Source organism: Micromonospora sp. WMMD975, assembly GCF_029581215.1.
Taxonomy (GTDB): domain Bacteria; phylum Actinomycetota; class Actinomycetes; order Mycobacteriales; family Micromonosporaceae; genus Micromonospora.
Genome location: NZ_CP120739.1, coordinates 1,460,457 through 1,478,359 on the forward strand (window position 1 = coordinate 1,460,457; position 17,903 = coordinate 1,478,359).

Annotated in this window: 15 protein-coding genes; 14 read left to right on the forward strand and 1 reads right to left on the reverse strand. The window is 74.8% G+C overall.

From position 1 onward, the window contains the following. Positions 1-2: 2 nt before the first annotated feature. From O7613_RS06515 to O7613_RS06545, 7 genes are read left to right on the forward strand one after another with little or no spacing between them, the layout of a single operon-like run. Positions 3-1,661 (forward strand): nitroreductase family protein, encoded by a 1,659-nt coding sequence (locus O7613_RS06515; protein WP_282292738.1) that lies wholly within the window; start codon positions 3-5, stop codon positions 1,659-1,661. Then, positions 1,658-4,426: a lantibiotic dehydratase gene (locus O7613_RS06520; protein WP_282292740.1), complete on the forward strand. Its 2,769-nt coding sequence runs from the start codon at positions 1,658-1,660 to the stop codon at positions 4,424-4,426. Before O7613_RS06515 ends, O7613_RS06520 begins: the two co-directional genes overlap by 4 nt. Continuing rightward, positions 4,423-5,493 carry a lantibiotic dehydratase C-terminal domain-containing protein gene (locus O7613_RS06525; protein WP_282292742.1) on the forward strand — a complete coding sequence of 357 codons (1,071 nt, stop codon included), beginning with the start codon at positions 4,423-4,425 and terminating at the stop codon, positions 5,491-5,493. The genes O7613_RS06520 and O7613_RS06525 overlap by 4 nt, the downstream gene beginning before the upstream one ends. Continuing rightward, positions 5,490-6,674: a M50 family metallopeptidase gene (locus tag O7613_RS06530; RefSeq protein WP_281583684.1), complete on the forward strand. Its 1,185-nt coding sequence runs from the start codon at positions 5,490-5,492 to the stop codon at positions 6,672-6,674. The genes O7613_RS06525 and O7613_RS06530 overlap by 4 nt, the downstream gene beginning before the upstream one ends. Positions 6,675-6,676: 2 nt before the next feature. Continuing rightward, positions 6,677-7,588, forward strand: coding sequence for an ABC transporter ATP-binding protein (locus O7613_RS06535; protein ID WP_282292744.1), 912 nt, complete (start codon positions 6,677-6,679; stop codon positions 7,586-7,588). After that, entirely contained in the window at positions 7,585-8,340 is a 756-nt protein-coding gene (locus O7613_RS06540) for an ABC transporter permease (RefSeq protein ID WP_281583682.1), read from the forward strand. Before O7613_RS06535 ends, O7613_RS06540 begins: the two co-directional genes overlap by 4 nt. Then, entirely contained in the window at positions 8,337-10,268 is a 1,932-nt protein-coding gene (locus O7613_RS06545; protein ID WP_282292746.1) for a TOMM precursor leader peptide-binding protein, read from the forward strand. The genes O7613_RS06540 and O7613_RS06545 overlap by 4 nt, the downstream gene beginning before the upstream one ends. Positions 10,269-10,407: 139 nt before the next feature. Here the strand turns inward: O7613_RS06545 and O7613_RS06550 are convergent, their stop codons facing one another. After that, positions 10,408-10,584, reverse strand: coding sequence for a thiazolylpeptide-type bacteriocin (locus O7613_RS06550; RefSeq protein ID WP_073827725.1), 177 nt, complete (start codon positions 10,582-10,584; stop codon positions 10,408-10,410). Between the two features lie 148 nt (positions 10,585-10,732). Here O7613_RS06550 and O7613_RS06555 point away from each other — a divergent pair, with 148 nt between their 5' ends. From O7613_RS06555 to O7613_RS06585, 7 genes are all read left to right on the forward strand, one after another. Next, positions 10,733-12,016, forward strand: coding sequence for an amidohydrolase (locus O7613_RS06555; RefSeq protein ID WP_281583680.1), 1,284 nt, complete (start codon positions 10,733-10,735; stop codon positions 12,014-12,016). Positions 12,017-12,106: 90 nt separating this feature from the next. After that, positions 12,107-13,108 carry an N-acetyl-gamma-glutamyl-phosphate reductase gene (gene argC, locus O7613_RS06560; RefSeq protein ID WP_282292747.1) on the forward strand — a complete coding sequence of 334 codons (1,002 nt, stop codon included), beginning with the start codon at positions 12,107-12,109 and terminating at the stop codon, positions 13,106-13,108. Then, entirely contained in the window at positions 13,105-14,277 is a 1,173-nt protein-coding gene (gene argJ, locus O7613_RS06565; protein ID WP_282292748.1) for a bifunctional glutamate N-acetyltransferase/amino-acid acetyltransferase ArgJ, read from the forward strand. The genes argC and argJ overlap by 4 nt, the downstream gene beginning before the upstream one ends. After that, on the forward strand, positions 14,277-15,158 hold the full coding sequence (argB, locus tag O7613_RS06570) for an acetylglutamate kinase (RefSeq protein ID WP_281590364.1): 882 nt from the start codon (positions 14,277-14,279) through the stop codon (positions 15,156-15,158). The genes argJ and argB overlap by 1 nt, the downstream gene beginning before the upstream one ends. Then, complete coding sequence (locus O7613_RS06575) at positions 15,155-16,435, forward strand: acetylornithine transaminase (protein ID WP_282292751.1); 1,281 nt, start codon at positions 15,155-15,157, stop codon at positions 16,433-16,435. Before argB ends, O7613_RS06575 begins: the two co-directional genes overlap by 4 nt. Beyond that, positions 16,432-17,358: an ornithine carbamoyltransferase gene (gene argF / locus O7613_RS06580; RefSeq protein WP_282292752.1), complete on the forward strand. Its 927-nt coding sequence runs from the start codon at positions 16,432-16,434 to the stop codon at positions 17,356-17,358. The genes O7613_RS06575 and argF overlap by 4 nt, the downstream gene beginning before the upstream one ends. Next, on the forward strand, positions 17,355-17,870 hold the full coding sequence (locus O7613_RS06585) for an arginine repressor (protein WP_282292753.1): 516 nt from the start codon (positions 17,355-17,357) through the stop codon (positions 17,868-17,870). Before argF ends, O7613_RS06585 begins: the two co-directional genes overlap by 4 nt. Positions 17,871-17,903: the final 33 nt, after the last annotated feature.

Genomic DNA, 17,903 nt, shown 5'->3' on the forward strand with positions numbered 1-17,903 from the left:
CCATGACGTCTGAAACCGCCGGCTACGCCCACGCGTACGCCACGGCGATCCTGCGCCGCGGCCGGGAGCCCATGCCCCCGGCCGACTTCACCCCGAACTGGGGGGACGCCCCCCGCCGGGGCAAGTACTACCCGGACGCGGTCGCCTTCCCGCTGCCGGATCCGCCGCCGGTGGACGTCGCGCTTGACACGGCGCTGCGCCGGGGCGACGACGCCGACGAGCCGTTCACCACCGGACTGCTCGGCGGCATGCTGCGTGACTCCTACGGACTGCTCGGCCGGCGGCTGGGCGTCCAGGCCAACACCGACCTGGCCGCGCTTCCCTCGTACGCGCACGCCAACTGGCACCGGGGCACCGCCTCCGGCGGCGGTCTCTATCCGTGCAGCGTCTACTGGATCGCCGGGCCGGGTGCGGGGGTCCTCCCGGGCGTCTACTACTACGCCCACGCCCGGCAGGCCATGCAGCGGCTGCTGGCCGGCGACGTCACCGGCCGGCTCAACGCGGCCCTCGGCCGGCCGGAACCGGCCACCCAGTTCCTGGTGATCGGCGTCAAGTTCTGGCAGAACGCCTTCAAGTACAACAACTTCTCCTACCACGCGGTGTCGATGGACGTGGGCACCCTGCTGCAGACCTGGCGGTTGTGGGCCGGCGGCCAGGGCCGGCGGATCCGGCCGGTCCTCTGGTTCGACCAGGCCGCCGTCGCCGACCTGCTCGGCCTCGACCCGGACGCCGAGGCGCTCTTCGCCGTCGTGCCCCTCACCTGGGCGGACGCCGACCGCACCGGGCCCGTCGACGGGACGCCGCCGGACCGTGCCATGGCCGCCGCCGGGACGCCGCCGGACCGCGTCGGGCCCGTCGACGCGACGCCGCCGGGCCCGGTCCGGGTCCGGCACGCCGACCGGGACCGCTCCCGTACCCGACTCGAATTCGACCTCCTGCGGCGGATCAACCGCAGCACCGCCGCCGCGGTGCGCCGACCGCCGGTCGGCGCGCTCGCCGGCGCCGGCGCGCACCCGGCGCCCAGCCGCGCCGGGCGCATACCGTTGCCGCCCGCCGCGCCGATGGACATGCCCGTCGGCACGGCCCTGGCGCGCCGCCGCAGCAGCTTCGGGCGGTTCCTGGCCCGCCGACCGATCACCGCCGGACAGCTCGCCGCGCTCCTGCGCGCGACCGCCGCGACCCGGGTGCCGAGCGAGATCGACGGCCCGTCGGACCGGCCGCTGGCCAAGCTCTACGCGTTCGTCAACCACGTCGACGGCGTGCCCGCCCGCGGCTACGAGTACGACCCGGTCGACCACGCCCTGATCCCGGCCACCGCCGGGCCGCCGGGTGAGTTCCTGCAACGCAACTACTTCCTGGCCAACTACAACCTGGAGCAGGCCGCGGTCGTCCTGGTGCCCACCGTCCGCACGCACGCGGTGCTCGACGCCACCGGCGACCGTGGCTACAACCTGGTCAACGCCACCGTCGGGGCGATCTCCCAGACCTTCTACACGGCGGCTGCCGCGCTGCGCCTGGGGGCCGGGGTGGCGTTGGGCTTCGACAGCGTCTCGTACGTGGAGGAACTGGCGCTCGCCGACACCGGCGAGTTCCCGCTGCTGATCATGTTGGCCGGGCACGACCGGCCGCAGCTCGGCGACTACCGCTACGAGCTGTCATGACGGCGACCGTACCCGCGCCGAGCGCGCCGCCGGCCGCCTCGACCGGCGGTTGGCGGACGGGCGACTGGTTCACCGCCCGGATCGCCGGGCTGCCGCTGTCCACGGTCGACGGGCTGCGGTGCCCGCGCGCGACCGACTGGGCCGAGGCGGTGCTCGCGCTGCGGGGGCGGCTCGCCGCCGACGGTGTCCGGGCCGGCGACCTGCTGCACGACCTGATCGGGGGGAACGAGGACGAGGACGCCCGGCGGCGGCTGCTGGCCCTGCGCCGGCAGATCCACAACAACGTGCTGCCCGCCGACCCGGAGCCGGCGCTCGCCGAGGCCGAGCGGATCCGGCCGTCGTCCGGGCCGGAGCTGCGGCGGTGGCTGGCCGCGCGGACCCGGCTGGCCCGGCTGGAGGACGAGGGCGCCGCCGTGTTCGCCGCCGAGATCGCCCGGTCCCGCCGGCGACTGTGGGAGCTGGCCGACGAGCCCCGGCTGCGCGGTGGGCTCCAGCTCGCCTCACCCACCCTCGACCAGCAGCTCGCCGTCGGCGTCCGGCCGGATCCGGACCGGCCGGCGAACAAGCGCGTTCGTCGGGTCGAGCGGTCACTGCTGTCCTACCTCTACCGCACCGCCTGCAAGACCAGCCCGTTCAGCACGTTCACCGGCGTCGCCCTCGGCCGGTTCGACGACGACACGGAGAGCCTCGGCGTGGCCGTCGGGCAGCGGTGGCAGCGGTACGTCCGGCTCAATGTCGTGCTTGTCAGCCGGATCGCCGACCTGATCAGCGCCGACCCGGTGCGGCGCGGCGACCTGCCGGTGGCGCTGAGCCCGGGCTGGCGACGCGACGCCGAGCGGATCCGCTACGTGCGGCACTGGGTGACCGCCGGCGACGACCGCGCCGCGGTCAGCTTCGACTCGGTGCGGGACGGGCTGTTCTTCCTCCGCCGCAGCGGCGTCCTCGACGAGCTGACCGCGCTGTTGCGGGAGCGCGGGACGATCCGCGGGGCCGAACTGGTGGACCGGCTGTGCGAGCGGACCGGGGCGGACCGCGGCGACGGGCAGGCGTACCTGTCCACCCTGCTGCGGCTCGGCATGCTGCGCCTGCCCGGGTTGGACGTCGACGTGCACCGCCCCGACCCGGTCCGGGCGCTGGCCGGCGCGCTGTCCGACCTGGACCGCCCGTGGGCGGTCCGGACCGCCCACGACCTGACCGCGATCGCCGAGCTGGTTGACGCCTACCGGGACGGGGACCTGGTCCGGCGCCGGGCGGTGGCGGACGAGCTGCGGGCTGCGGTACGGGCGGCCATGACGGCCCTCGGCGAACCGGAGCCGGCCCTGCCGCAGACCCTGCTCTACGAGGACAGCCGGATCGACGGCGACCCCGTCCCGGTGAGCGCGCCCGCCTGGCGGCGGCTGACCTGCGGCGACCCGGCCGGCGGTAGTGACCTGGCCGGCGGGGGCGGGCTGGCCGCGGTGGAGCGGGTGCTGCCCGCCTTCGACCAGAACCTGCCGCACCGGATCATGTTCCACGGCTTCTTCCTGGCCCGCTTCGGCGTCGGCGGCCGGTGCGACGACCTGCTGCGCCTGGTCGAGGACTTCCACGACGACCTCTACGACCAGTACTCCTCCTATGTCGCCGGGCGCCCGGCGTTCGCCGAGGACGGCAGCTACACGCCGGAGGAGAACTGGCTGGGCCGGCCCGAGATGACCGCGCTGGACACGGCCCGGCAGACCTTCGCCGACCGGTTGCGGCGGCTGGCCGAGGCGGACGCCGGGCAGGACGAGCTGCGGCTGCCGGAGGCGATCTTCGACGAGGTGGGCGACCTGCTCGGCGGCATCACCGGCGGGTTCCGCCCGCAGGGGCACTTCGTGCAGGTGGCGCTGCGCGAGCCGGAGCCGCTGCTGGTGCTCAACCAGTCCTTCGGCGGGCTGTCCTTCCCGTTCAGCCGGTTCACCCACTGTTTCTCCGGGGACACGCCGAGCCTCGCCGAACGGCTGCGCGAGCAGGCCCGGGCGGTCGCCCCGCCGGACGCGGTATTCGCCGAGCTGACCGGCGGCGCGGCCACCACCAACCTGAACCTGCACGACCGGCTCACCGACCACGTCATCGTCTGCCCGGGGGAGACCAGCGACGTCGCGCCCCGGCGGCAGCTCACCCTCGACGACCTGCACCTGGTGCACGACCCGGACACCGACCGGGTGGTGCTGCGCTCCACCCGCCTCGACCGCGAGGTGATCCCCGTCTACCTCGGCTACCTGGTGCCGATGGCGCTGCCGCAGATCCCGCGTACCCTGCTGCTGCTCTCGCCGGCGTCGATGGTGCGTCTGGACCCGTGGCGTGGCGTGCCCGCCGGGCCCGCGGTCGACGGGGTGACGACCCGGCCCCGGCTGCGCGTCGGCGACGTGGTGCTCAGCCGCCGGAGCTGGTCGGCGCGCGCCGGCGACCTGCCGGACACCGACGACCCGGGCGCCGACGCCGACGCCTTCCTGCGCTGGCGCCGGTGGCGGGCCGAGCACGACGTGCCGACGCGGGTCTTCGCCACCGTCTATCCGGCCGCCGCGGGCCGGGCCGGGGCCAACCCGAAACCGCAGTACGTCGACTTCGACAGTCCGCTGTCGCTCCAGGCGCTGCGGGCCTCGCTCGGCGCTCCCGACGACCGGATCGTGCTGCGCGAGATGCTGCCGGCCGCCGACGAGTTGGCGGCCCGCGGCGAACACGGCGGCCACGTCTGCGAGCTGGCCGTGGAAACCTTCCGCACCGAACCTGGGGGGACCCGATGACCGTGCCAGCCGCCGTACCCACCGACACCGGCGGCGCCGCCGACCCGCGCGGCAGTTGGCTGGCGCTGCACGTGTTCTACGCCGCCAACCCGCAGCCGCTGCTCGTGGAGTGTGTGGCGCCGCTGATCCGCGAGCTCACCGAGCGGGACCTGCTCGCCGGACACTTCTTCATCAACTACTGGCTGGAGGGGCCGCACGTGCGGCTGCGGCTGCGCCCCCGTACCCCGTCGGACGAGCCGGAGGTCCGGGCACGGGCCGAGGCGGCGATCGGCCGGTTCCTCGCCACCCGCCCCGCGCTGTACGCGATGGGCACCGGCTACCTGCGCGAGCTGTACGACATCCTGTTCGCCCTGGAGTTCCCGGCCGGGCGGCCGGCGGAGCTCGTCGACGCGAACGGGCAGATGCTGTTGCAGCCCAACAACTCGGTCAGTTACCGGCCCTACGAGCCGGAGTACGGCAAGTACGGCGGGCCGGACGGCATCGAGGTCGCCGAGTGGCACTTCCGGCACTCCAGCGACCTCGTGCTGCGGGCCGTCGCGTCGATGAACCTGCACCTGCGACCGGTGCTGCTGGGCACCGCCGCCCAGCTGATGACGGTGCTGGCCGGGACGTTCCTGCCCGACCGGGCGGAGCTTGTCGACTTCCTCGACCGCTACCACCACTTCTGGCACCGCGCGTTCGCCGGCACGGAGCTGATCGGCGCCGAGGAGTACCGGCGGATGTACGACGGGGTCGCGCCGGAGCTGGGGCCACGTGTCGAACGGATCCTCGACCTGGTGGCGCGCGGGGAGGTCCAACGGCTGCCCGGGTTCCTGCGCGGCTGGGCCGAGCACGCCGTCGAACTGCGGGAGCGGGTGCTCGGGCTGGCCGCGTCCGGCCGGCTGACCCTGCGGTCGTGGGGCGACGGCGGGGACCGGGTGGTCACCGACCCGGGTGAGGCGCTCGCCGCGCTGCTCTCGCCGTACCTGCACATGACGAACAACCGGCTGCACGCCACCATCCGGGACGAGGCGTACCTGTCGTACCTGCTCGCCCGGGTGCTGCGGGAGCCGGCGGTGGCGGCATGACCGGTCCGGCCCTGCTCGGCAAGCGTCCCCGGCTCCGCGACGACCTGCTCTTCTCCCGGCCCCTGCACCGCGGACCCGCCACCGTGCACCTGGTCAAGGACCGCCGCAGCGGCCGGGCGTTCGAGCTGTCCGGCAAGGAACGGTTCCTGGTCGGCCGGCTCGACGGGGTCCGGTCGCTGGGCGAGGTGGGCGCGGAGTACGCCGCCGCGTACGGCCGCCGGCTCGGCGACGACCACTGGGTGCGGCTGCTGTGGCTGCTGCACGAGCGGGGCCTGCTCGTCGGCGGGTCCGGCGCGCCGCCGGTGGTCCCGGCGACGCGGCACGACTCGGTCGACAGGTGGGCCCGGCGGCTGCGGCACGTGCTGCGGCCCGCTCCGGTCGCCGTGCTGGGCGTGCTGGTGGCCGCCCTGCTGGCGGCCGTCGCGTGGCACGCCGGCCCGCTCTGGCAGGAGGCCCGCCCGGCGTTCACCGACCCGCTCAGCCTGCTCCTGCTCGGGCTGCTCGCCTGGGCGGGCGCGGCCACGCACGAGTTCGCCCACGCGCTGGCGGCGGTCCGCCTCGGCGCGACCGTCGAGCGGATCAACCTGGTTACGCTCACCTGCCGGATCGAGGACTACGCCTACCTGGCGAGGCGGCGGGACCAGGTGCTGATCGCCGCCGCCGGCGGGTTGGCCAACGGCCTGGTGCTGCTGCTCGTCGGCGCCGCGCTCGCCGCACTGCCGGGCGCCTTCGCCGGCCGGCTGTTCAGCGCGTACGTGCTTGTCGCCGCCGCGCAGACCCTGGTCAACTTCGTCCCGGTCCCACCGTTGGACGGCTACAAGATCGTCAGCCACCTGCTCGACACACTGGACCTGGCGCCGGAGAGCCGCCGCTACCTCCGCACCGCCCTGGTCCGGTGGCCCCGCCGCGGCGGCGTGCGATACCCGGGGCCGGTCGCGATCCGCCTCGGCCTGTACGGCGTCTGGTGGGTTTTCGTCGCGGTCGGTACCGCCGCCGGAGTGGTCTACTTCGTCGGCGCGCTCCTGGCGCCCGCACTGGGCGCGCTCGGCCATGTCCTGCCCGCCGCGGTCGTCGGCCTGACGCTCGCCGGCTGGTCGGCCCGGCCCCGACGGGCCCGACCCTCGGATCGGTCGTCCCCGCCGCACCAGCAGCACATCGAAGCCCACCAGCGAAAGGTATGACCATGTCAGCCACCGACGATCCGGCCATCGAGCTGGACTCCGTGAGCAAGTCGTACGGCGAGGTGAGAGCGGTGGACGACGTCTCCGTCTCGATCGGCCGGGGTGAGTTCTTCGGCATGCTCGGACCCAACGGCGCGGGCAAGACGACTCTCATCGAGATGATCGAGGGCCTGCGGACCCCGGACACCGGCGTCGTCCGGGTGCTGGGCATGTCCCCGACGCCACGCAACCTCGACCTGCTGCCGCTGATCGGCGTGCAGACCCAGCGGTCCGCGTTCTTCACCCGGTTGACCGCCCGCGAGCACCTGGTGACCGTCGCCGCGCTCTACGGCCTGCCCGCCGCCGCCGCCGACCGGACGTTGAAGCTGGTCGGGCTGACCGGTTCGGCCGACGTCCGGGTCACGAACGTCTCCGGTGGACAGCGCCAGCGCCTCGCCATCGCCTCGGCGATCGTGCACGACCCGCAGGTGATCTTCCTGGACGAGCCGACCGCCGCCCTGGATCCGCAGGCCCGCCGCGATCTGGGGCAACTGCTGCGCGAGTTGAAGGCGGCCGGCAAGACCATCGTCTACACCACCCATCACCTCGACGAGGCGCAGGGGCTGTGCGACCGGGTCGCCATCCTCGCCGACGGGCGTGTCCTGGCCCTCGACAGCCCCCGGGAGCTGATCGCGCGATCCGGCGTCGGCACCCGCCTCGTCGTGCCCGCCGGCCGGCTGAGCCCCGAGCAGGCCGGCCGGCTCGACGGCGTCGACGGGATCGACGTCGAGGACGGCGCGATCGTCCTGCGTACCGCCCACACGGCCCGGGTGCTGGCCGCCCTCGGGGCGGACGGCGGCCTCGACGAGGTGGAGACCCGCCCGGCCACCCTGGAAGACGTCTACCTGCAACTGATGGGAGCGCCGCAGGCATGAGCGCATACACCGCACTGGCCCGCGCCAGTTACAAGGCAAGCGTCCGGGACGCCACGACGCTCTTCTTCACGTTCGCGTTCCCGCTCGTCTTCCTGGTCATCTTCGGGCTGATCTTCCGCAACCAGGAGGTCGCCGAGACCGGCCACGGCTACATCGACTTCATCGCGCCGGGCGTGCTGTCGTGGGGCCTGGCCAGCGCCGCGCTGTTCGGGGTGTCGTTCACGCTGATGCAGTGGCGCCACGACGACCTGCTGCGCATCATCCGGCTCGCGCCGACGAGCATCTGGTCCGTGGTCGGCTCCCGCTACGCGGTCGCGCTCGCCATCGGCGTCGCGCAGAGCCTGCTCTTCGTCGGCGTCGCCATGCTGCCCTTCCTCGGCATGCGTCCCGACTCGAAGTGGCCGCTGTCCCTGCCGATGATGCTGCTGGCGGTGACCACGTTCCTGGCGTTGGGCCTGATCGTCGGCTCGCGGGCGGACACCGCCGAGGCGGTCGCCGCGATCGCCAACTGCATCGTGGTGCCGATGGCCTTCCTCTCCGGGTCGTTCTATCCGCTGGAGCTGATGCCGGGGTGGCTGCAGGGCATCTCCCGGGCGCTGCCGCTGCGCTACGTCAACGACGGCATGGCGTACGCCTTCACCGGCTTCGGCACGATGACCGACTATCTGGTGGCGTGCGCCGCGCTCGTCGGCTTCGCGGTCGTGTTCGCGGTCGTCGGCGTGCGTACCTTCCGGTGGAGCCGCGACTCATGACCGGCACCGCGGCGGCGGCGCCCCCGGCCCCGCTGTCCGCCGCCGCGGCCCGGCTCGACGAGCACCTGTCCCGGAGCTGGACGGCACGGCCGGTGGGCCCGGCGCCCCGGGTGGTCACGCTCGGCGCCGCCGACGTGCTCGCCGGCACGCCGCCGCGCCGCCGGGACGCCACCGTGCACTTGAGCGCGGACGCGGTCCTCGTCGGCCCGGTCCCCGGCGGCGCGCCGGGGGCCGCGTGCGGGCGCTGCCTGGCGATCAGGTGGCAGCGGCTGCGCGGTCGCAGCGAACGCGACGCGCTGGAGACCGGCGCGCCGCCGGCCGCGGTCGGACCGTGGCCGAGGATGACCGCCTACCAGCTCGACGCCGTCTGGGAGCTGTACCGGGCGGTGTACGCCCCGGCGCCCCGACCCGCGCCGCCGACGTGGGACGAGCCCAGCCGGCGGCTCGCCCGGGTCAGCCGCCTGGAACTGGACACGCTGCGGGTGCGGACCCACCCGGTGCTGGCCGAGCCGCGCTGCCCGGCGTGCTCGGTGGCGCGCCCCGACTCGCCCGCCGAGGTGCCGGAGATCGACCTGCCGGCGCCGAAGCCGGCCCCGGACACCTACCGGCTGCGCGCACCGGGGGACTATCCGTTGCCGCGGGCGGCTCTGGTCAACCCGGTCTGCGGCGCGCTCGGGGCCGGCACCCGGCTCACCATCACTTCGCCCACCACCGCCCCGGTCACCGGCAGCGTCTTCATCCGGGGGTACGGCGGGCTGCTCGACGTCTCCTGGAGCGGCCAGTCCACCGGCTACGACGCCAGCCACGCGCTGGCGTACCTGGAGGGGTTGGAGCGGCACGCGGGCACCCACCGGCGCCGCAACCTCGTGCCCGTCGTCGCCGCGTACGCGGACGTGGCCGACCACGCGTTGGATCCGGACGGGTGCGGCAGCTACCCGGACGAGGTGTACGACCGGGACCCGATCCTGCGCCGGTTCGACCCGGACCGGCCGATCCCGTGGGTGTGGGGGCGGAACCTGCACACCGGCCGGCCGGTGCTGGTGCCCCGGCGGCTCTGCTTCTACAGCTCCCCGGCGGCCGACGACACCTTCGTGCTCTCGTCCTCGAGCGGCTGCGCCACCGGCAGTTGCCTGGTCGAGGCCGCCCTGTTCGGGTTGCTGGAGCTGATCGAGCGGGACGCCTTCCTGCTCGCCTGGTACGGCAACCTGACGCTGCCCCGGATCGACCTGGCGAGCTGTTCGCCGGCGGTGCGGGCGATGGCCGACCGGGCCGAGTTGCAGGGGTACGCGCTGCACGCCTTCGACAACCGGATCGACCTCGACGTGCCGGTGGTCACCAGCCTGGCGGTCCGCCACGACGGCGGTCCGGGGCTGCTCTCCTTCGCCGCCGCCGCGCACGTCGATCCGGAGCAGGCGGTGGCCGGCGCGGTCGCCGAGGCGCTCACCTACATCCCGCACCAACCGACAATGGTGCGTCGCCGGCGCGCGGAGTTGGAGCGGATGGCCGACGACTACCACCTGGTCCGCCGGCTGCCGGACCACTCGGCCCTCTTCGGTCTGCCCCGGATGGCCCGGCACGCCGCGACCTACCTGCACGATGGGTCGGCGCGGGACGTCGGGCAGGTCTTCGGCGACCACCGCGCGGCCGGCGGCCGAGATCTTCTCGACGACCTGCGTGGGGTCCTGGACACGCTGCGGCGGCGCGGGCATCAGGCGGTCCTGGTCGACCAGACCAGCCCGGAGCAGGAGGCGGCCGGGCTGCGGTCGGTGTGTGTGGTGGTGCCGGGCCTGCTGCCGATCGACTTCGGCTGGTTGCGCCAGCGGGCGTTGTACCTGCCGCGCCTGCGTACCGCCCCGCACGCGGCGGGGCTGACCGGCGCCGCGCTCACCGACGCCGACCTACGCCGCGTCCCCCACCCGTTCCCCTGAGCCGACCGCCGACCGCCGACCGCCCGGCCCGGACACGCGCACGGTCGAGCCGCCCGGCCGCCCGCACGTCGAGCCGCCCGGGCCGGACACACGCACGTCGGGCCGCCCACCGGGCGGCCCGACGTGGTGACCGATCAGCTCAGGCCGAGCAGCTGGTGGTCGAGGTGGTGCTGCTGCACGTCGAGGTGGTGCCCGACGAGGAGCACGAGGCCAGGATCGCCTCGGAGGCGTCGGCGTAGTCGGAGATCGCGAAGGTCTCGGACTCCAGCTCGAGGATTTCCTCGGCGAGGGCGTTCAGGTCGGTCTCGGGCGCCATGGTGACTCCAAACGGTCGTGTCCGGCCGGTTCCTCCGGCCCGGGACAAGCAGACCGCACGGCTCTCACCGATCGCCGTCGTCCGGACCACCAGGTCGCTGTCACCGGATGTGAGCGGGGTGACAGCGGCAGGCGGTTGGCTTACCGCCATGGCGTCACCCGGTCCGCCCGTCACCGCCCGCGTCCCGGGCCCGTCCCCGGAGCCGGACGTCCTGGCCCGGGCCGGCTCGCTCTACCGCGACCTGCACGCCCATCCGGAGTTGTCGGGGACGGAGGAGCGCACCGCCGCGCGGTTCGCGTCCGCGCTGCGGGAGATCGGCTGCGAGGTCACGACCGGCATCGGCGGGCACGGCGTGGTCGGCGTCCTGGCCAACGGGGCCGGGCCGGCGGTGATGCTCCGCGCCGAGCTCGACGCGCTGCCGGTCGCCGAGCGGACCGGGCTGCCGTACGCGAGCACCGCGACCGCCCTCGACGGCGCGGGGCGCCGGACCCCTGTCATGCACGCCTGCGGGCACGATCTGCACCTGGCCGCGGCGGTGGGCGCGACGGCTCACCTGGCCCGGCGGCGGGACGGGTGGCGGGGGACGCTGCTCGTGCTCGGGCAGCCCGCCGAGGAGACGCTCAGTGGCGCCGCCGCGCTCGTCGCGGACGGCCTGCACGAGCGGTTCGGTCGCCCCGACCTGCTGCTGGCGCAGCACGCCGCGCCCCTGCCCGCCGGCATGGTGGCGCACGGGGCCGGCCCGATGACGGCCGGCTGCGTCACGCTGGAGGTGACCGTGACCGGGCGCGGTGGGCACGCCGCCACCCCGCACCTGTGTGTCGACCCGGTGGTGCTCGCCGCCACCATCGTGGTTCAGTTGCAGACCGTCGTGGCCCGGCAGGTCGGGCCGGCGGAGCAGGTGTCGCTGACCGTGGGTTCCCTGCGGGCGGGTCACCACCCGGGGGTGATCCCGGAGGACGCCACCCTGGGCGTCACGATCCGGGCGTTGTCCGACCGGACGCTCGACGACGTGCTGGCCCGGGTGACCCGGGTCGTCCGGGCCTGCTGCGAGGCCGCGGGCAGCCCGGTGGAGCCGGTGCTGCGGGTCGTCTCGCGTACCCCGGCCTATCAGGGCGATCCGGCGGTGGCCGCGCGGTTGCGCGCCGCGCACGAGCGGGCGTTCGGCGCCGAGCGGGTGGCCTGGTGGCCGCCGTCGCTGGCGGCCGAGGACTTTCCGCTGCTGGCCGCCGGTGGGATTCCCAGCGGGTACTGGATGCTCGGCGTCGTCGGCCCGCGCCAGTGGCGGTCGGCGCCCGGTGCGAGCGCCGCCGAGAAGCTCGCCGGCCTGCCGGCCAACCACAGCCCGTCGTTCGCACCCGATGCCGGGTTGGCGCTGCCGGCCGGCGTGGCGGCGCTCGCCGCCGGGGCGCTCACGGCGCTCGCGCCGGAGTGAGCGACCGAAGCATCATGCGGTGCACCGTATAACCTTGCATGATCACCGCCCGCGCTGCTAAAGTTACCGCATATTCATGCGGAGGTTAGTATGGGCATTCGAGTAGCGGTGGCCGGGGCGAGCGGGTACGCCGGTGGCGAACTGCTGCGCCTGCTCGCCGGCCACCCCGAGTTCGAGCTGGTCGCCGCCACCGCGCACAGCCAGGCCGGCCAGCCCGTCGCCGCCGTACACCCGCAGCTCGCCGGCCTGGACCTGGTGCTCGGGGCGACCGACCCGGCGGCGCTCGCCGACGCGGACCTGGTCTTCCTGGCCCTGCCGCACGGCCAGTCGGCGGCCCTCGCCGCGGCCCTCCCCGACACCGTCAAGGTGGTCGACCTCGGCGCCGACCACCGGCTGCACGACGCGGACGCCTGGTCCCGCTACTACGGCGGCGCGCACGCCGGCGCCTGGGCCTACGGGCTGCCCGAGCTACCCGGCGCGCGTGGCGGGATCGCGGCGGCCCGGCGGGTGGCCAACACCGGCTGCTACGCGGTCGCGACCACGCTGGCGCTGGCCCCGCTGATCGCCGCCGGCGCGGTACGCCCCGACGACGTGGTGGTGGTCGCCGCCTCCGGCACCTCCGGCGCCGGCCGGGCCGCCAAGGCACACCTGCTCGGCAGCGAGGTGATGGGCGACCTGTCCCCCTACAAGGTGGGCGTGCACCAGCACGTGCCCGAGATCAAGCAGGCCACCGGCGCGACCGGGCTGTCGTTCACGCCGGTGCTCGCCCCCATGCCCCGGGGCATTCTGGCCACCGTCACCGCGCTGCCGACCGGCGACGCCGACCCGCGCGCGGTGCTGGCCGCCGCCTACGCCGACGAGCCCTTCGTGCACCTGCTGCCCGACGGGTCGTGGCCGCACACCGCCGCCACCGCCGGCTCGAACGCCTGCCACCTCCAGACGACCGTGGACGTCGACTCGGGGCGGGTGATCGTGGTCAGCGCCATCGACAACCTGGGCAAGGGCGCGGCCGGTCAGGCCGTGCAGAACGCCAACCTGATGGCCGGCCTCCCCGAGACCACCGGCCTGTCCGTCTTCGGAGTCGCCCCATGACCGTCACCGCTCCCCGTGGATTCCGCGCCGCCGGCGTCGCCGCCGGCCTCAAGTCCTCCGGCGCCGCCGACGTCGCCCTGGTCGTCAACGACGGCCCGGACGCCGGTGTCGCCGGCGTCTTCACCGCCAACCGGGTGAAGGCCGCCCCGGTGCTCTGGACCCAGCGCGTCGTGCACGGCGGCGTGGTCCGCGCCGTGGTGCTCAACTCCGGCGGCGCGAACGCCTGCACCGGCCCGGCCGGCTTCCAGGACACCCACGCCACCGCCGAGCACACCGCCGCCGCGCTCACCGCCGGCAGCGCCCGGCTGATCGTCGGCGCCGGCGAGGTCGCGGTCTGCTCCACCGGCCTGATCGGCGAGCGGCTGCCGATGCCGAAACTGCTACCAGGCGTACGCGACGCGGTGCGCGGCCTGTCCCGCGACGGCGGGCTGCCGGCCGCCGAGGCGATCATGACCACGGACACCCGGCCCAAGACCACCGTGGTGCCCGGCGGCGGCTGGACCGTCGGCGGGATGGCGAAGGGCGCCGGGATGCTGGCGCCCGCCATGGCCACCATGCTCTGTGTGCTCACCACCGACGCGGTGGCCGGGCCGGACGCGCTCGACGCCGCGCTGCGGGCCGCCACCCGGGTCACCTTCGACCGGATCGACTCCGACGGGTGCATGTCCACGAACGACACCGTGCTGCTGCTGGCCAGCGGCGCCTCCGGCATCGAGCCGACCGCGGCCGAGCTGGCCGCCGCGGTCACCACCGCGTGCCACGACCTGGCCCAGCAGCTCCTCGCCGACGCGGAGGGGGCGACCAAGCAGATCGCGATCGACGTGGTCGGCGCGGCGAGCGAGGACGACGCCGTCGAGGTGGGCCGCGCGGTCGCCCGCAACAACCTGGTCAAGACCGCGTTGTTCGGCAACGACCCGAACTGGGGCCGGATCCTCGCCGCCGTCGGCACCACCGCCGCCGCGTTCGAGCCGGACGAGGTCGACGTCGCGGTCAACGGCATCTGGGTGTGCCGGGGCGGCGCCGCCGCCGAGGACCGCGCCAAGGTGGACCTCACCGGCCGTGACGTCACCATCCGGATCGACCTGCACGCCGGTGGCGAGGCCGCGACCATCTGGACCAACGACCTGTCGCACGGGTACGTGCACGAGAACTCGGCGTACTCGTCATGATGAGTGACGACCTCACCCGGGCCCAGGCCAAGGCCGCCACGCTCATCGAGGCGCTGCCCTGGCTGGCCCGCTTCGCCGGCGCCACCGTCGTGATCAAATACGGCGGCAACGCGATGGTCGACCCCGAGCTGCGGCGGGCCTTCGCCGCGGACATGGTCTTCCTCCGGTACGCCGGTCTGAAGCCGGTCGTGGTGCACGGCGGCGGCCCGCAGATCTCCGCCATGCTCGGCCGGCTCGGCATCGCCAGCGAGTTCCGGGGCGGCCTGCGGGTCACCACCCCGGAGGCGATGGACGTGGTCCGGATGGTCCTCGTCGGACAGGTCGGCCGGGAACTGGTCGGGCTGGTCAACGCGCACGGCCCGTTCGCGGTCGGCCTCTCCGGGGAGGACGCCGGGCTGTTCACCGCGGTGCGCCGCCCGGCGTACGTGGACGGGCAGCCGGTCGACGTGGGTCAGGTCGGCGACGTGGAGTCGGTGGACGTCTCGGCGGTCACCGACCTGATCGCGGCCGGCCGGATCCCGGTCATCTCCACCGTCGCGCCGGACGTCGACGGGGTGCTGCACAACCTCAACGCGGACACCGCCGCCGCCGCGCTCGCGGTCGCCCTGGACGCGCGCAAGCTGGTCGTGCTCACCGACGTGCCGGGTCTCTACGCCGACTGGCCGGACACGTCCAGCCTGGTCAGCGAGATCACCGCGGACGACCTGGCGAAGCTGCTGCCGTCCCTGGAGTCGGGGATGGTCCCGAAGATGGAGGCGTGCCTGCGGGCGGTGCGGCAGGGCGTGCCCGCCGCGCACGTCGTCGACGGCCGGGTCGCCCACTCCACGCTGCTCGAAGTGTTCACGTCGGAAGGGTTCGGAACGATGGTGATCGGCTCATGAGCCTGCTGCGGCGCTGGAACGCCACCATGATGGACAACTACGGCACGCCGCCGCTGGCGCTCGTCGCCGGCCGCGGCGTCGTCGTGGTCGACGAGGCCGGCCGGGAGTACGTCGACCTGCTCGGCGGCATCGCCGTCAACGTGCTCGGTCACGCCCACCCGGCGGTGGTGGCCGCCGTGTCGAAACAGGTCGCCACGCTCGGGCACGTGTCGAACCTGTTCGTCGCCGAGCCGCCGGTGGCCCTCGCCGAGCTGCTGCTGGCCCTGGCCGGCCGCCCCGGCCGGGTCTTCCTCGCCAACTCCGGCGCGGAGGCCAACGAGGCCGCGTTCAAGCTCTCCCGGCTGACCGGGCGACGGCACGTGGTGGCCACCCACGGCGGCTTCCACGGCCGGACCATGGGCGCGCTGGCGCTCACCGGCCAGCCGGCCAAGGCCGACCCGTTCCGCCCGCTGCCCGGCGACGTCACCCACGTGCCGTTCGGCGACGCGGACGCGCTCGCCGACGCGGTCACCGACGACACCGCCATGGTGATCGTGGAGCCGATCCAGGGCGAGAACGGCGTGGTGGTCCCGCCGCCCGGCTACCTCACCGCGGCCCGCCGGATCACCGCCGCGCACGGCGCGCTGCTGGTGCTCGACGAGGTGCAGACCGGCGTCGGGCGCACCGGGCACTGGTTCGCCCACCAGGCCGAGGGCGTCGAACCGGACGTGGTGACGCTCGCCAAGGGGCTCGGCGGCGGCCTGCCGCTCGGCGCCTGCCTGGCCTTCGGCCCGGCCGCCGACCTGCTCACCCCGGGCTCGCACGGCACCACGTTCGGCGGCAACCCGGTCAGTTGCGCCGCCGCGCTCGCGGTGATCGCCACGATCGCCAACGAGGGCCTGCTCGACCACGTCAAGCGGGTCGGCGAGCGGCTGCGGCGCGGCGTCGAGGCGCTCGGGCACCCGCTGGTGCGCGAGGTGCGCGGCGCCGGCCTCCTGCTCGGCATCGCGCTCGACCGGCCGGTGGCCGGCCCGGTGGCGACCGCGCTGCGGGAGGCCGGCTTCCTGGTCAACCCGGTGCAGCCCGACGTGATCCGGCTCGCCCCGCCGCTGATCCTCACCCCGGCGCAGGCCGACGCGTTCCTCGCCGCGCTTCCCACCGCCCTCGACGCTGCGCTCGGCGGGCCTGCCTCGCCCGCCGGGGCGGCCGGACCTGCCTCGCCTGCCGGGGCGGCCATGCCCGCCGGAGCCGCCGCGCCGGCGCCCACCCCCTCGACCCGCACGGAGGCCCCCGCATGACCCGCCACTTCCTGCGCGACGACGACCTCACCCCGGCCGAGCAGGTCGCCGTGCTCGACCTCGCCGCCCGGATGAAGGCCGACCGGTACGGACACACGCCGCTCGCCGGGCCGAGGTCGGTGGCGGTGCTGTTCGACAAGCAGAGCCTGCGCACCCGGATCTCGTTCGACGCCGGCATCGCCGAGCTGGGCGGGCACCCGCTCGTGGTGGACACCCAGGTCACCCACTTCGGCCGCGGGGAGAGCCTCGGCGACGCCGGCCGGGTGCTGTCCCGCTACGTGGCCGCGATCGTGCTGCGGACCCACGGCGACGACCGGATCGCCGAGGTGGCCGCGCACGCCACCGTGCCCGTGGTCAACGCGCTCACCGACACCTACCACCCCTGCCAGTTGCTGGCCGACCTGCTCACCGTGCGGGAGCGGTTCGGGGACACCGCCGGGCGGATCCTCACCTACGTGGGTGACGCGGCGAACAACATGGCCCACTCGTACCTCCTGGCCGGCGCGACCGCCGGGATGCACGTCCGGATCGCCGGCCCGGCCGGCTTCGCGCCGGACCCGGCGATCGTGGCCCGGGCGGCGAAGATCGCCGCCGGCACCGGCGGTTCCGTCGACGTGGGCACCGACCCGGTCGAGGCGGTACGCGGCGCGCACGTGGTCGCCACCGACACCTGGACGTCGATGGGGCAGGAGGACGACGGGCTGGACCGGATCACCCCGTTCCGGCCCTACCAGGTCAGCGACGCCCTGCTCGACCACGCCGCGGCCGACGTGATCGTGCTGCACTGCCTGCCCGCCCACCGGGGCGAGGAGATCACCGGCGAGGTGCTCGACGGCGCGCGCAGCGCCGTGTTCGACCAGGCGGAGAATCGCCTGCACGCCCAGAAGGCGTTGCTGACGTTTCTCCTGGAGGCATCCACATGACCGCTCCGCTGACCCGCGCCGCGCGGCACGGCCGCATCGTCGAACTGATCCGCGACGGCGCCATCCACTCGCAGACCGAGTTGGCCGACCTGCTCGCCGCCGACGGCATCCAGGTCACCCAGGCCACCCTCTCCCGTGACCTCAAGGAGTTGGGGGCGGTGACCGCGCGCGGCGGCGACGGGCGCGGCGTCTACCTGATCCCCGAGGACGGCCGCCGGCCGCTGCGGGACGCCGAGGGGGCGCCGGCCCGGCTGGTCCGGCTGCTGCGCGAACTGCTCAACGGCGTCGACTCCAGCGGGAACATCGCCGTGCTGCGCACCCCGCCGGGCGCGGCCCACTACCTGGCCAGCGCGCTCGACCGGGCGGGCCTGTCGGAGATCGTCGGCACCATCGCCGGCGACGACACCATCCTCGTGGTGGCCCGCGAGGCCGACGGCGGCGCCGCGCTCGGCGACCGCCTCGCCGGGTGGGCCCGCCGGGAGGAACACATCGAAGGGAACACCACAGCATGACCGAGCGGGTCGACGGCGTCGGACGGTACGCCC